Below are 14,113 nucleotides of genomic sequence, written 5' to 3'. Positions count from 1 at the left end.
TAGTGGGTAACACAAAACCGGTTGTCCCGGCCCTTGCATCAAGCCTACGGAGACGGCGGAGGCCACTGTCATGGCCTATCCCTGTATGTGGATAACTTCGACGTCATCTTTCGTGTCAGCCAGACCATCATGGTGCGGGAGGGTGACAACCAGCGTGGCGCCTCCTCCTTCCGTGTGTTCAACCCTGACAGTTCCGGCATGAGAGCCCACAATGGCAGCCACGATGGCCAGTCCCAATCCACTGCCTCCCGTTTCGCGGGTCCTTGAGGTGTCCGCGCGGTAGAAGCGCTCGAAGATTCTGGGTGCCTCCTCGTCGGGGATGCCGGGTCCATGATCCCGAACTTCAATAACAGAGCGCCGGCCGCCCTCGTGGTCGGCTCTGACGCCCACAGCGAGCTCAATGGGGGTGCCCTCGGGGGTATACCGGAGGGCGTTGCCCACAAGATTGCCCACAACCTGGCGGAGCTTGGCCTCGTCTCCCAGGACGGGCGCCGGTGCGGTGGGGCCGCCGTCGAGCCCTATTAAACTGATGTCCCGCTTACGCTGGCTGGCCTGGGTGTCCACCACAGCGTCGTGAGCAATGAGCATCAGGTCAACCGGCTTTTGTTGCAGGGGGCGCTGTTCATCAAGGCGCGTCAGGAGCAGGAGGTCCTCCACCATGCTGCCCATTCTCTTGGCTTCGCTTTCGATCCTGCCCATAGCGGTGCCCACATCCTCCTTTGAAGCCAGGGCGCCGTGGCGATACAGCTCCGAGAAGCCGCGGATGGTAACCAAGGGTGTGCGGAGCTCGTGGGAGGCATCTGCTGCAAAACGCCGCATGCGCTCTTCTGAGGCGAGGCGTGCAGCGAAGGCCGATTCGATGTGCGCCAGCATGGCATTGAGCGAGCTTGCCAGCCTGCCAACCTCGGTACCGGGGTTTTCAACGTCCACTCGCCGTGAAAGATCTCCGGCGGCGATCGCCGCAGCTGTTTTTTCAACCCTCCCCAGCGGCCGGAAGGAGCGCGAGACAGTCCAGGTGGCTATGAAGAACGCCAACACCAATGTCAGGAGCCCCACGCCAACGACCACCAGGACGGCATGCTCCATGACCTCGTCCACCGGAGCCAGCGGAAGCCCCACAATCACCACTGCATTGCGCTGGTTTCCATCCAGCACATTAACCGCCACGACCCTCCAATTGCCGCCGTCTGTCCCGCGCACCTGGAACGGGACATTCTTGCGTGCATCAGCCTGGGCAGGGGAAATGCCGTCGATGGCAGGACGGGAAACCTTGCTGCCGCCGAACGGGAAGGGCTGCTGGCCGGGGCTGTACAGGATGAGCGAGTAGTCGGTGGGCACAGACGGGTTCTGTTCCTGCAACTGGCTGAATGACTGCTGCCGGCGCGCGGAGTCGAGGGCAGCCTTGAGCTTGTCATCCACCTGGCCCTGCAGATAGCTGTGCAGAAGCGTCAGGGTTCCAGCCCCGGTGACAGTCAGGGCGACCAGCATCAGCGCCATCATGATGGCCACGAGTTGCGACCTAAGGGAGGCCGACTTCCAGCGGTGCAGCAACGTCAGCGCTTCTCAGCCGTTCGCAGTACGTATCCAACGCCGCGCTTGGTTTGGATGAGCGCCGGGGCATCGGGGTCGATGTCCACTTTCCGGCGCAGGTAGGAGATGTAGGACTCCACGATCGAAGCGTCTCCGTTGAAGTCGTACTCCCACACATGGTCCAGGATCTGGGACTTGGAGAGCACCCTGTTCGGATTGAGCATGAGGTACCGCAGAAGCTTGAATTCCGTGGGGGAGAGTTCAATAACGGTTCCACCCCGACGGACTTCGTGTGCGTCGTCGTCGAGCTCCAGATCGTCTACACGGATGACCGCATCGTCGTCGATCAGCGGCTGGGTGCGCCTCAGCACCGCCCTGATGCGGGCAACCACCTCGTCCAGGCTGAAGGGTTTGGTCACGTAGTCATCGCCGCCAACGGTCAGCCCTGTCACTTTGTCTTCCGTATCGTCCTTGGCAGTAAGGAAAAGGACGGGGAAGTGTTTGCCCGCGGCCCGAAGGCGTCGCGTGACAGTAAAGCCGTCCATATCGGGCAGCATGACGTCGAGGACGGCGAGATCCGGCGCATGGAGGTCAGCTGCAGCCAGGGCGTCCCGTCCGTTCCCGGCCGAGACCACTTCGAAGCCTGCGAATCGAAGCGAGGTGGACAGCAGCTCGCGAATGTTCGGTTCGTCATCGACAACAAGGAGCTTGGCTTCGGGCCCATTCTTTTTCATACTTCCCATAATGCTCCCAGTGTCTGGGAGTTTTCTGGACGAAAGCAGTATGTTTCACGGGCAACGTAACCCTTCGTCCCTCAGGCTTCCTGGGGGTTCCTGCCGACATCTTTGGCGTCCATGATCCTGTATGCGTAACCTTGCTCGGCCAGGAAACGTTGCCTGCGGGCGGCAAAATCCTGGTCCAGTGTGTCTCGGGCAACCAAAGAATAGAAACGGGCCGAGCGGCCATCCTGTTTCGGCCGGAGGAGCCTGCCCAGCCGCTGGGCTTCCTCCTGCCTGGAGCCGAAGGACCCTGAAACCTGGATTGCCACCGAGGCTTCGGGCAGGTCGATGGAGAAGTTCGCCACTTTGGAGACCACGAGGGTTGTGAGTTCCCCGGACCTGAAGGCATCAAAAAGCTTCTGCCGCTCCCGCACCGGCGTCTCACCCTTGATCACAGGTGCCTGGAGCCTCTCCGCAATGTCGTCAAGCTGATCGATGTACTGTCCGATCACCAGCAGCTGCTCGCCCTGATGCAGGCCCACGAGATCCTCCACCAGCCGGGTTTTCGTTTCTGACGTCGCACACAGGCGGTATTTGTCGGCGTCGTCGGCCATGGCGTAGGCAACCCGCTCATCGCGAGGAAGATCAAGCCGGACTTCGACGCAATCGGCGGGAGCAATATAGCCTTGGGCCTCGATGTCTTTCCACGGCGCATCGTAGCGCTTCGGACCAATAAGGCTGAAGACCTCGCCTTCCCGGCCGTCTTCCCGGACCAGGGTAGCGGTGAGACCCAAGCGGCGGCGGGCCTGAAGATCGGCTGTCATCCGAAAAATCGGAGCGGGCAGCAAGTGGACTTCGTCATAAATGATGAGGCCCCAGTCATTTCCGTCCACGAGTTCCAAGTGCGGGTACAGGCCCCCTCGCTTCGTCGTCAGGACCTGGTATGTGGCGATGGTGACAGGCCGGACCTCCTTGACGGACCCGGAGTACTCGCCGATCTCCTCCTCAGTCAGTGATGTCCGCTTCAGCAGTTCGTCCTTCCACTGCCGGGCCGCTACCGTGTTGGTCACCAAAATGAGCGTAGTGGTGGAACTGATGGCCATGGCCGCCGCGCCAACGATTGTCTTTCCCGCACCACAGGGAAGTACGACGACGCCGCTGCCGCCGGCCCAGAAGTTTTCGGTCGCCAGCTGCTGGTAGGGCCTGAGCTTCCATCCTGTCTCGTTCAGGAGGATGGGATGCGGTGTGCCGTCAACGTAGCCTGCGAGGTCTTCTGCGGGCCAGCCGATTTTGAGCAGCAGTTGCTTGAGCTGCCCCCGTGCGGACGAATGGACCACCACCGTCTCGCCGTCAATCCGGGGGCCGAGCAACGGCTGGATCTTCTTCGCCCGCGAGACCTCCTCGAGCACGGGATAGTCATCGGTGCGCATAACCAACCCGTGTTGCGGGTCCTTCTCCAGACGAAGCCGGCCGTATCTGGACATTGTTTCCTCGACGTCCACCAGCAGCGAATGGGGAACGGGGAACCGCGAATACTTCAGCAGCGTATGAAGGACCTGTTCGGCGTCGAGTCCCGCGGCGCGGGCATTCCAGAGACCCAAGGGAGTGAGGCGGTAACTGTGGACATGCTCCGGGGCCCGCTCCAGCTCGGCAAACGCCGCGATCGCATGGCGGGCCTCCGTGGCAAGTTCGTGGTCCACTTCCAGGAGGATGGTCTTATCGCTCTGGACGATTAATGGGCCGTCAGACACTGTTGCTATTCCTCTGCTGGTTCAACGTCGATAATGCGGTGGATGGAGAGAACCCGCTCAATTTCTTTGTGGGGGTCGAACACACGGACCCTGCCGCCGGATACAGCTACCGGAACAACGGTTTCCCTGTTCGCGTTCCCGAGGTTGTCCACAATGTTCATCGTGACGCGTTGCTTGAGCCGGATCGCCTTTTGGAGCGTCTCCAGCCCGAGTTGAGTGACCTCTTCACTGTTATTGCGCCCCTCTGCAAGGCCCTTTGTCCGGGAATCCCCAGGAACGGTTGACTGCCGCGCGCCGTTTTCACTGCGGTCCTGCCGGAGAACCGCGAGCTGGGCGTTCACATCCGATTCCAGGGGCGCTGTTCTGGGCGCCGTATATACGGGAACGCCACTGCCGGCCACCGCGGTGGTCCGCCGCAACCGGACGACGGCGGCCTCGTGGTCTTCCAGAGCTGGAGAGAGACCCAAGTCCCGCAGAACCTGGGCGGTCTCCCGGGGAGTGGAGGACGAAACGAGGACTGTCGGGGCGAGTCGGACCAGACCCAGGCCGGAAGCGTTGGAGTTGTTGAGCAGCTCCAGGAGAGCGTCTTCATCATCGGCCTGGACGAAACTTGCTGCCGCCCCAACACGGAGCCTCCCGTGCCGGGCCGCGGTATCTTCCACCAGATACTGCAGCGGCTGGGGGACCGCCGTGGCGGAATGACTGCGCAGGAATTCCAAGAGCATGGAGGCGTCCATTCCGGCGTCGAGGGCGCGGCGGATGGAGGGTACGGAGAAGCGGTAGATGGTTGCCGGTCCTTGGCCTTCCGCGTCGGCCATCACGAGGAGCTTTTCGCTGAGTTCCGGCGCGAGATAGCCAGGCGCAACAGCAGTAAGATCCGCTTGCAGTAGCACATGGTTCAGGGCAGCCGGCAGGTGCTCGCCCAGCATATCCAGAGCATCGTCAGGCCGGCCTGAGGCCACGGCAGCGCCAAGTTGGCTGAGTGCCCCGGATCCGATCAAGCCCAACATCTCCGCCTCGGCCAGGACACCACGGATCAGGGAGCCGAAGCGCCGGGCCATCCGGGGTTGGGCCCATTCGGCGCGCTCCAGGACCGCGGCAGCATCCAGCACCGGGGCCTTCCCGTCAGGCGCCGCAGCCTCAACAGTCAACTCATGGAGTATTTCCAGGATCCGTTTGCGCACGATCGGGGCATCGGGCCGTTGGGCCTCCGCGGACAGTGCATTGATGACGCTGCCCGCCGCTCCTCGGTTTGTGGCGGCTCCTTGGGTTGACACGGGCTGACCGACGAGCGAAGGAGCACGTTCACTGGCAAGCCAGGCATTGACGAGCCACAGCCACTGTTCCTGGCGGGGCAGCGTTAGCCACTCCAGCTGGGGCGGCTGAACCCACGAAGAACTGTCGACGTCGAGCCGTAAGAGCCCGGCGAGGGCGCACAGCTCAACGAGCAGGTTGGCTTGCTGCAGTTCAATCCGCAGCGCCTCTGCAAGGCGCCTCATTTCGCGTACCCCGACGCCCCCGCTGCGCAAAGTTACCAGGGGTTGGCCACGGACAACAAAGAGCAGCTCGCCGGTGAGGCGAAGGGTTTCGGCGATCGCGCCAAGGGCGGCGTTGCGGCGCAGTGCCGAGGTGGTGAACCCGAGTTTCGGTACCGGTGGCTTCAGGGTGAAGTGCTCGATGATTGCCCCTCCGCGGAGGGACATGCCCACGCTGTGGGGGAGTTCCACATGGGCAGCGTCCAGGGGGACAAGCAGGCCCCTGGCCAAGAGCCAGTCGACAGGCCCGACGTCGTGACCTTCGTTTGCCAGCGACGTCCGGCGCTGTGCCTGGGGAACAGCTCCCATCGCCCAGTTTCCAAACCGGGCGAGCAGGGCAGTGGTCCGGCCCGGGGCAGAGGCAAGGATCTCCTGAAGCGACTCGGGCGACGAGGTCCAATGCTGAAGGGACAGGGCCGCGTCCATGGGGGTCGTGGCGGGATGGATGTCTGCACCTGCTGCCCGCAGCTCTGCCACGATCTGCACTACGCGTTGGGAAAAGGCCGGTTGCAGGCGGACCAGTTCGGTATAGCTCCGACCCAGCCCTGCCGGATAGATTCCAACGACGTCCCTGAGGCTCCCAACGGGGAGATAAAAGCGATGCCTGGTGGCCGCAGGCGGCGTACCGTGGGGAGGTTCGGCACGTTGCACCAGTGCCAGCTCCTGAAGCGAGTGCAGCAGCTGCTCAATCACCGAGAGGGTGGAACCAGCGATCACTTTTTTCAGGACCGGTGCGGAGGCGCTGTGGCCGGTGTCAGTGTTGGTGCACAGGTGCAGTGCCTCCAGCACCTGCATTTGGGGGCGGTTCAGCCGCTCCAAGGCACGCTGGACGCTGACCCTGCCGCTGGCGCGGGCCGCCAAGGCTGCGAAATCCGGTACGCCAGGAGAGATGAGGTCCGGTCGCGCGGAGAAAAGAGCCCGCAACGATTCATCGCTGCGCGCCTCCAATTCCTTGCTGAGCGCGCGAATAAGGGACATCAGTCCAACGTTACCGCCCGGACGGCTTTCCTGCCCGCCGGCGGACCACTCCGTCTGCAATCAGGGCCAGCATCAGCAGGAACGCGAGCGGTAAGCCATACAGCGCCGTCGACGTAATCCAGACAGGTGCAACAATGCCTGCAAAAGCCAGGGCCATAACGGCGCCAACTGCGATCAGGGACAGAATGGCCACGGCAGCGGCCAAGATCTGGAAGGGCCGCTGGAAGCGGGAGGGAATCATGATGCAACGCTAACAGCCTGGCTCCGACGGGCTGAAAGCAGGAAACAGGGGCCCGGCAGGATAATGTTGACGTAACAGACCAATATGGATCAGGCGTCATGCCCAAACCCGCCCAATTAGCGGCGGCGGACGGCTGTTTCCCAGTCGCAGAAGAATGAAGAAGGTTGATTGCATGCCCACCGGCAAGGTCAAGTGGTACGACAAGGACAAAGGTTTCGGTTTCCTTGCAGGGGAAGATGGCCAAGAGGTGTTCCTGCCCAAGTCTTCGCTGCCCGAGGGCATCACGGAACTCAAGGCAGGAACACGTGTTGAGTTCGGCGTAGCGGATGGCCGGAAGGGCGCCCAGGCCTTGGGTTTGCGTGTCCTGGACAAGACGCCGTCCATAGCCAAGGCCAAGCGCACCAACGCAAAGGACCTGGCGCCGGTGGTCCAGGACCTGGTGACCGTGCTGGACAACCTCTCGGGAACGCTTTCCGCCGGGAAGTACCCGGAGGGTAACAAGGGCAAGGCCATTGCCGCTGCCCTGCGTAAGGTCGCCGACGAGCTGGACGCTTAAGGCCCCCACATGACTTCGGAATCCGATCAGACTGAATCAAAGCCTGCAAAGCGACGTACAGGCGTGCCGGTCTGGCGTACCGGAAAACCGGATGCGCTTCTGGCTGCGGCCGTGGATGTTGCCAGGACAGCAGTAGAGGGAATCGCCCCGGCCTCGCAGGTCGGTCGGCATCTGGCTGCCCGGACGGAAGGGGACCGTGTTGTAACGCACCTTTTCGAATCGAAGCTTGCCGGCTATCAGGGCTGGCAGTGGTACGCCGTTCTGACAAGGAACTCCCGGTCCAAGACCGTGACCGTCAATGAACTGGGTCTGCTTCCGTCCGAGGACTCGATTCTTGCCCCTGAATGGGTTCCCTGGGCGGAGCGCGTGCGCCCCGAGGATGCCCGCCAAGACGATGAGATTATCAGCGAAGAACATTCTGAAGAAGCGGACACCGGGATTGACGCCGCGGCAAAGGGGCTTATCGCCGCAGCAGTGGCTGACGCTGTGCCGGAAGTTTCCGATCCAGAGACGGCGCCTTCAGCCGAGTCGTCTGAGTCTTTCGATGAGGACGAGCCGTTCGATGAGGCTGAGCCGTTCGATGAGGCTGAGCCCGTTGATGAGGCCGGCCCTTCCACAGAGGGAACCGTTTAACCAAAGACGGCGACGGCGCCGCCGGACGTAATCCCGGGCGGCGCCGTCGGACGCTGTCTTTAGATCTTTTCTCTGCAGGACTTGCAGGCTGCTACTTCTTCAGTTCAGCTACCACGTAATCGATGCTGGCCAACAATGCGGTGATGTCATCGGGCTCGATGGCAACGAACGTGGCGATCCTCAGCTGGTTGCGTCCCAGCTTGCGGTAGGGCTCGGTATCAACGATTCCGTTGGCGCGGAGCACCTTGGCGATCGCGGAAGCGTCGATGGAGTCATCGAAGTCTATGGTGGCAATGACATTGGAGCGGTCCTCAGGATTGACGACGTACGGCGTCGCATACTCGGAAGCATCCGCCCAGTCGTAGATGCGGCCGGCAGAGTCTGCTGTCCGCTTCGCTGCGAAGTCCAGGCCTCCGTTGGCATTGAGCCACTGCACCTGGGCGTCCAATGTCACCAGCGTGGCCAACGCGGGCGTGTTGTAGGTCTGGTTCAGCAGGGAGTTGTCGATTGCCGTTTGAAGATCGAGGAAATCGGGGATCCACCGGCCGCTCGCCTTGATCCGGGCTGCCCGCTCCAAAGCTGCCGGGGAAAACAGCCCGAGCCACAGGCCGCCATCGGAGGCGAAGTTCTTCTGCGGCGCAAAGTAGTAGACGTCAGTTTCGGCCACATCCACGGCGAGCCCGCCCGCAGCGGAGGTTGCGTCCACCAGGACCAGTGAACCCTCGTCAGCGCCGAGGACACGCTTGACGGGGGCGGCAACACCGGTGGAGGTCTCGTTCTGCGGCCAGGCGTAGACGTCAACGCCGGCTTCAGCAGCAGGGGCGGGCCGGGTGCCGGGCTCAGCCTTGATGATTGAGGAGGTCTCAAGGAAGGGCGCCTTGTTGGTGGCAGCGGCAAACTTCGAACCGAACTCACCAAAGGACAGGTGCTGGGCTTTCCGTTCCACCAGCCCGAATGCGGCGACATCCCAGAATGCAGTGGACCCGCCGACGCCGAGAATGACTTCATAGCCTTCCGGGGCCTGGAAGAACTCGCTCAGGCCTTGACGGACGGATCCAACAAGGTTCTTTACAGGTGCCTGGCGGTGGGAGGTTCCCAGCAGCGTTGCCGAAGCCGCGGCCAGTGCATCCATCTGCTCCGGACGGACCTTGGAAGGGCCGGCACCGAACCGTCCGTCCTTGGGTAGGAGGTTGGCGGGAATAGTGATGCTGGTGTCGCTCACAATGGCTCCAATTTTCGACTTTGGACGTAGGAGATGGCCCGGCAGGTAACGGTTGCTGCAACTAAGACTCCCGTTTATTCTGCCTGACGGGGCCCACTGACGGAATTTGATCGTCACACTGCGGTCATGACCAACACCGTCGCTCATTTGGTTGGGTAGTGATTATCCGGAGTAGTTCAAAATACGTTAAGCTGGCCTGACGTACAGCACCGGGGCCGGGCTGCGTTGCGGAGGCCCCATGGGACCGCCGGCACGGTCCGGCATGAGGTACGGCTGACGGACGCAAGATACTGAGCTCGAGGAGCTGAGCTGGATGACGGATCTGATCGATACAACCGAGATGTATCTTCGGACGATTTTGGAGCTTGAAGAAGAAAACATTGTGGCGCTTCGTGCCCGCATTGCAGAGCGACTGCGTCATTCGGGGCCCACTGTCTCGCAGACCATTGGGCGGATGGAGCGGGACGGGCTTGTGGTTGTTTCGGGTGACCGCCACCTGGAGCTGACGGAAACAGGCCGGAAACGCGCCACAGAGGTCATGCGCAAGCATCGCCTGGCCGAGCGCCTCCTCGCCGATGTGATCGGTCTGGACTGGGCATACGTCCACGATGAAGCATGCCGCTGGGAGCATGTAATGAGTGAGCGGGTGGAACGTCGGATCTACGAAATGCTCGACCATCCAACGGAGTCCCCATACGGGAACCCCATCCCCGGGCTCGCTGCACTGGGCGGGGAAGCCTCGCAGCCCCTCAGCGACGGGGCAGTTAATCTCCTGGTGGCAATGTCGGCTTACCGGGTCAACTCCAATGTCCGGATCAGCAGGCTTGCCGAACCGATCCAGGTGGAGCCCGAACTCCTCGTTCAGTTGGACGAAGGTGGCATCCGGCCCGGGGCAACCATTTCGCTGGAGCGAGTGGGCGAATACATCTCAGTGCGCGTGCCGGACATCGAAGGTGCGCTGGAACTTCCGCCCGAAGTTGCGGCTCACGTGTTTGTTACGGTCAGCTGACCGTCCCTCATCAGCGGCCGCCCGGGACAGTGTGCGTGGGAGCAGACCAAATATAACGAAATTATTACTGCGCCATTTAATCGCCTATAGTTGAGCACTAGCGCCGATACTAAAGCGTTACCTGATCTGAAGCCGAGCTCTGCCAGCAGATCAGGTGCACGAGTCACCTACTGGCAGAGGTGGAGGAACCACAACCGGCTGTTGAGAAACAGCCTTGGGGTGAAGTCCGCCAGCAGCAAGCACACCAACGAAGGGTCCCTCTTAGGGTTCCTCTGTGCCGGAAAGCTTGCGTGGCGGACCGGATCTTTGCACTCTCTGATCCGAATCCGACAGCTAACTTCGCAGGCTATCCAGAGAGGAAGACCTTTGACCACCCAGAACGCCAGGGGCCGTCGCCGTGCGACCGGTCCTGCTTTGGAGCTGCAAGTATCCGAAGCTGTCGCCGCCGCTGGCCGTCCCCGGGACCCGCACCGGGATGCACGCCGCAAACGCAGCCCTTTTCGTCAGGTCACAGAATTCGCCGGCGCCAGTGGTGTAGGGCAAAAGGCAGGCATCGCCCTGGCAGCCACAGGCTTGATCCTCACAGTCACGGTTCCGGCCACAAGCCCCCTGGCAGCCACCGGCGGCGTCGGCTCCACGGGTGCTGCCCTTTCCGCCTCTGTCCAGCCTGAAGTCTCCGCAGCTGCGGGCGCAAAGGTTGATTTCAGCCGCACCACCGTTTCCACCACCGGTGATCCCGACGGCAAGCTCAAGCAACTCCTCAGCGCGCAGTCCGCCGGCAGCGTCAGCCGGGCAGCGTCTGCCGGAAGCCTTGGGGCCCCACTGAATTCGCTCATAACTGCCTCCCCCTTCGGCTACCGCGTCAGCCCCATCACCGGCGGCTACGGAGAATTCCACCGCGGCCAGGACTTCGCTGCCCAGTGCGGTACCGCCGTCCATGCAGCAGCCAGCGGCACGGTCACTTTTGCCGGCTGGCATCCCTTCGGAGGCGGAAACCGCGTGGTCATCGATCACGGTAACGGGCTCGAAACCACGTACAACCACTTGTCCTCGTCCGATGTCCAGGTGGGCCAGACAGTAACCCGGGGCGACACTGTGGCCCTGAGCGGGACCACAGGCGCGTCAACCGGCTGCCACCTCCACTTCGAAGTAATGGTCAACGGCGAAGTTGTCGACCCCATGGGCTGGCTCTGATTTAGATGATGGATTACTCTCACATTTCTGTGACATGCCGTGACCTGAATGTGACATTCAATCCAAAGTCCTGTACCGTCTAAACCACGCCAACTTTTCCGAAGTTGGCGCTCTTGAGTGGATTGCCTAACTCTGCCACCGCTCAAGGTCCGTTCGCATTACATCGTCTGGCAGAGGCGGGGGAACCAATTTTGGTCTTCGAAAGAAGACCTTGGGGTTAAGTCGCGAAGCTTCTCAGGAAGCCAAGTGGCCGGGTGACTCCCATCCGAATCCGACAGCTCACCTCGTAGGCATTGGGAGAGGCTACTTTCGTGTCTTCACGCCACAATGCTGCGCGCCACCGTGCTCAATCGGTGCGCATGAACCCCTTGGGTTCCGTATCTAAAGCCGTTGCTAACAACGCGGGAACCGTTGGTCGCCAAGCTGCTGTCATTGCAGCTGCTTCAGGGCTCATTCTTGCTGCCGGCCTGCCAGCCAGTGCGGCGGAGGGCAATCCTGGAGTTGCCGCCACCGCGGAATCAGGCTCACAGTCCACTCAGATCGCGGTAACCGCGGAGCCGACCGCCAAGGTCGTTTTTGAGCGTCCGTCCGTGACCACCGAAGCAGCGCCGAAGATCGAGACTGTCCAGGCACAGTCCGAGGAACCGGCAATCGAGCTGACTGCCACCACCGACAAGCCGGCCGCCTCGTCAGCGGCTGCATCGGGCCTGGCAGCAATCGCCTACACCGGCATCGGCAGCCCCTACTTGTGGGGCGGCACCACTCCCAGCGGCTGGGACTGCTCAGGCTTTACCCAGTGGGTCTACGCCCAGGCCGGCATCAGCATCCCCCGTACGAATGCCTGGACGTCCATGACGCCCACTTCCACTCCCGCCCCCGGTGACCTGGTCATGCAAAACGGCGGTGCCCACGTTGGTATCTACGTTGGCAACGGCATGATGATCAGCGCGCTGAACCCCTCGCAGGGCACCATCCTGCACGCGGTGTCTGCAACAGGCACCTCCTCGTTTTACACCCTTCGCTAAGTAACCCGTTCGGGGCGTTCCGGCCTACCCCCAAGATGCCGGAACGTCCATAGCCCACGGCCTGCCCAGCGCGGTCCGAGGAATACGAAAGAGAGAAAATTAATGACTACACGTGCAACCATTGCACGGCACCGCGCCGAGGTCACCAAGACCAACTCGCTGGCTGTCATTGCCAAGTCCGTCGGCGATAACGCCGGTGGTGTGGGCCGTCAGGCTGCGGTTATCGCTGCTGCCTCCGGTCTGGTCCTGACCAGTGGAATTGCCGCCAACGCGGCAGACACGAGCGTTCAGCGCGAATCCACCTCTGCGTCCACCCTCGAAGTGAAGTCCGCCACCCCGGCGACAATTTCAGCCGCTTCCACGATTGCTATCTCGTACGAGAAGCCTGCTGTCTCCACGACGCCGGCTCCGGTCGTCGAAGCACCCAAGCCTGTCGTCGAGGTGCAGGAAGCCGCCCCGGCAGCTCCCGCCGCTGCCGCTACGGCAACGGTCGCTGCTACCGCTTCCGCTCCCGCACCCGCAGCTTCAAGTGGCATGGGCGCTTCAATCGCCGCTGCCGCCTACGCCCAGCTCGGCGTTGCCCAGGACTGCACCATGCTGGCAACCAACTCCCTGGCTGCCGTCGGCATCAACTACCACGGCTGGCCGGCAGGTTACCTGTCCCTCGGCCGCACGGTCAGCGCTGCCGAAGCTCAGCCCGGTGACCTTGCTTACTACGAGAACGGCGGAATGGGCATGGCCCACATCGCGGTCTACGTCGGCAACGGCCAGGCAGTCCACGGTGGCTGGAACGGCGGAACCACCGCCCTGTTCAGCGTCAACGTCGGCTCCGGCCCGGTCTTCATCCGCGTAGGCGGCTAATACCGGCTCCAAGCAAACAGCAGCCCATCCTGGCTCTGGACCCATACGGTCTGGAACTGCCGCCAGGAGAAACTTCTCGGAAGGACCCCCGTCTTAGGACGGGGGTCTTTCTGCTTTTTTCACGACGACGTTGCCCATCGCTCAAGGATTCGGAGACGGAGCGTAATCGGAATTGCGGCTCGCCGCAAAGGCTGGATTCGGCAATTCGGGCATTCAGTGTTTACTCTGGTGATGTCGATCCTTAGCCCGGACATGCCGAGGGCAGCCGGCCCTCGTGCCCCTGACGGGTGCGGCCGTGAAGAGGTATGCGCATGCGCACACTCGTTCTGAATGCTGGATATGAACCGCTGGCGGTAGTCACCTTCCGCCGGGCGCTGGTGCTTGTGCTCGCTGGAAAAGCCAGCGTGGTGGCCGAGGGCGACGATCCCGTCGTCGGGCCGCAGGAGATCCTGGGCCGACCGTCCGTGATCCTGCTCAACCGCTATATCCGGCCAAGGTACAACACTGCGACGGCAGTGAGCCGGCGGGGCGTGCTGCGCCGCGACGGACACCGCTGCGCATACTGCGGCAAGGCAGCCCACACCATTGACCACGTCCACCCAAAATCCAGGGGTGGCGCGCATTCGTGGGACAACCTTGTAGCCGCCTGTCTGCGTTGTAACAACGCCAAGGGAGACCACACCCCATCCGAGATGGGCTGGAAGCTGAGGTTTTCCCCCGCGCCTCCGGTAGGCACCATCTGGCAGATCAAAGAACTTGAGAAGCCCACGCCCGAATGGGATCCCTTCCTCCTCCCTGAATCCGCCGCGTAGGGAGTTCACGAGCCCGCGGGCAGAGTTGCGTTCTGGCCCGCACCGGC

The 14,113-nt window shown here is 62.3% G+C and carries 13 protein-coding genes and 2 riboswitches; of the genes, 7 read left to right on the top strand and 6 right to left on the bottom strand.

Annotated elements, in window-relative coordinates:
- Nucleotides 1-75: 75 nt before the first annotated feature.
- The 5 genes from M1E05_RS17300 to M1E05_RS17280 all read right to left on the bottom strand — a co-directional run bounded on the left by M1E05_RS17300 (nt 76) and on the right by M1E05_RS17280 (nt 6,754).
- Entirely contained in the window at nt 76-1,500 is a 1,425-nt protein-coding gene (locus M1E05_RS17300; RefSeq protein ID WP_458114421.1) for a sensor histidine kinase, read from the bottom strand.
- Between the two features lie 53 nt (nt 1,501-1,553).
- Nucleotides 1,554-2,264, bottom strand: coding sequence for a response regulator transcription factor (locus M1E05_RS17295; RefSeq protein WP_309106599.1), 711 nt, complete (start codon nt 2,262-2,264; stop codon nt 1,554-1,556).
- Between the two features lie 80 nt (nt 2,265-2,344).
- The gene (locus M1E05_RS17290) at nt 2,345-4,000 is read right to left on the bottom strand and encodes a DNA repair helicase XPB (RefSeq protein ID WP_461163702.1); all 1,656 of its coding nucleotides are present in this window, start codon (nt 3,998-4,000) and stop codon (nt 2,345-2,347) included.
- A gap of 5 nt (nt 4,001-4,005) precedes the next feature.
- Nucleotides 4,006-6,513 carry a helicase-associated domain-containing protein gene (locus M1E05_RS17285; RefSeq protein ID WP_458113326.1) on the bottom strand — a complete coding sequence of 836 codons (2,508 nt, stop codon included), beginning with the start codon at nt 6,511-6,513 and terminating at the stop codon, nt 4,006-4,008.
- 10 nt (nt 6,514-6,523) lie between these two features.
- Nucleotides 6,524-6,754, bottom strand: a complete 231-nt coding sequence (locus M1E05_RS17280; protein ID WP_458113327.1) for a hypothetical protein — start codon at nt 6,752-6,754, stop codon at nt 6,524-6,526.
- A 172-nt stretch (nt 6,755-6,926) separates the two neighbouring features.
- Between M1E05_RS17280 and M1E05_RS17275 the strand changes: the two genes are divergently transcribed.
- Together M1E05_RS17275 and M1E05_RS17270 are read left to right on the top strand one after the other, a co-directional pair.
- Nucleotides 6,927-7,310: a cold-shock protein gene (locus M1E05_RS17275; RefSeq protein WP_309106603.1), complete on the top strand. Its 384-nt coding sequence runs from the start codon at nt 6,927-6,929 to the stop codon at nt 7,308-7,310.
- Between the two features lie 9 nt (nt 7,311-7,319).
- Nucleotides 7,320-7,943: a DUF3027 domain-containing protein gene (locus tag M1E05_RS17270; protein ID WP_461163701.1), complete on the top strand. Its 624-nt coding sequence runs from the start codon at nt 7,320-7,322 to the stop codon at nt 7,941-7,943.
- Between the two features lie 91 nt (nt 7,944-8,034).
- On the opposite strand, the gene serC is transcribed toward M1E05_RS17270, so the two are convergent.
- Nucleotides 8,035-9,165, bottom strand: coding sequence for a phosphoserine transaminase (gene serC / locus M1E05_RS17265; protein ID WP_461163700.1), 1,131 nt, complete (start codon nt 9,163-9,165; stop codon nt 8,035-8,037).
- 313 nt (nt 9,166-9,478) lie between these two features.
- On the opposite strand from serC, the gene M1E05_RS17260 reads away from it, so the two are divergent.
- The 5 genes from M1E05_RS17260 (at nt 9,479) to M1E05_RS17240 (ending at nt 14,066) form a co-directional block, all read left to right on the top strand.
- Nucleotides 9,479-10,174 carry a metal-dependent transcriptional regulator gene (locus tag M1E05_RS17260; protein WP_458113330.1) on the top strand — a complete coding sequence of 232 codons (696 nt, stop codon included), beginning with the start codon at nt 9,479-9,481 and terminating at the stop codon, nt 10,172-10,174.
- 123 nt (nt 10,175-10,297) lie between these two features.
- Nucleotides 10,298-10,537: riboswitch (cyclic di-AMP (ydaO/yuaA leader) on the top strand.
- Between the two features lie 3 nt (nt 10,538-10,540).
- Entirely contained in the window at nt 10,541-11,368 is an 828-nt protein-coding gene (locus M1E05_RS17255; RefSeq protein ID WP_461163699.1) for a M23 family metallopeptidase, read from the top strand.
- Between the two features lie 129 nt (nt 11,369-11,497).
- Nucleotides 11,498-11,675: riboswitch (cyclic di-AMP (ydaO/yuaA leader) on the top strand.
- Nucleotides 11,676-11,679: 4 nt separating this feature from the next.
- Nucleotides 11,680-12,393, top strand: coding sequence for a C40 family peptidase (locus M1E05_RS17250; RefSeq protein WP_458113332.1), 714 nt, complete (start codon nt 11,680-11,682; stop codon nt 12,391-12,393).
- A gap of 102 nt (nt 12,394-12,495) precedes the next feature.
- A complete protein-coding gene (locus M1E05_RS17245) occupies nt 12,496-13,254 on the top strand; it encodes an NlpC/P60 family protein (RefSeq protein ID WP_461163698.1) in 759 nt (252 codons plus the stop codon).
- 311 nt (nt 13,255-13,565) lie between these two features.
- Nucleotides 13,566-14,066: an HNH endonuclease gene (locus M1E05_RS17240; RefSeq protein WP_247048426.1), complete on the top strand. Its 501-nt coding sequence runs from the start codon at nt 13,566-13,568 to the stop codon at nt 14,064-14,066.
- Nucleotides 14,067-14,113 lie beyond the last annotated feature (47 nt).

The sequence above is a fragment of the Arthrobacter sp. R4-81 genome (genome assembly GCF_054792365.1).
The sequence above is the reverse complement of the archived record's forward strand: the minus strand, read 5'-3'. Positions and strand labels throughout refer to the sequence as shown.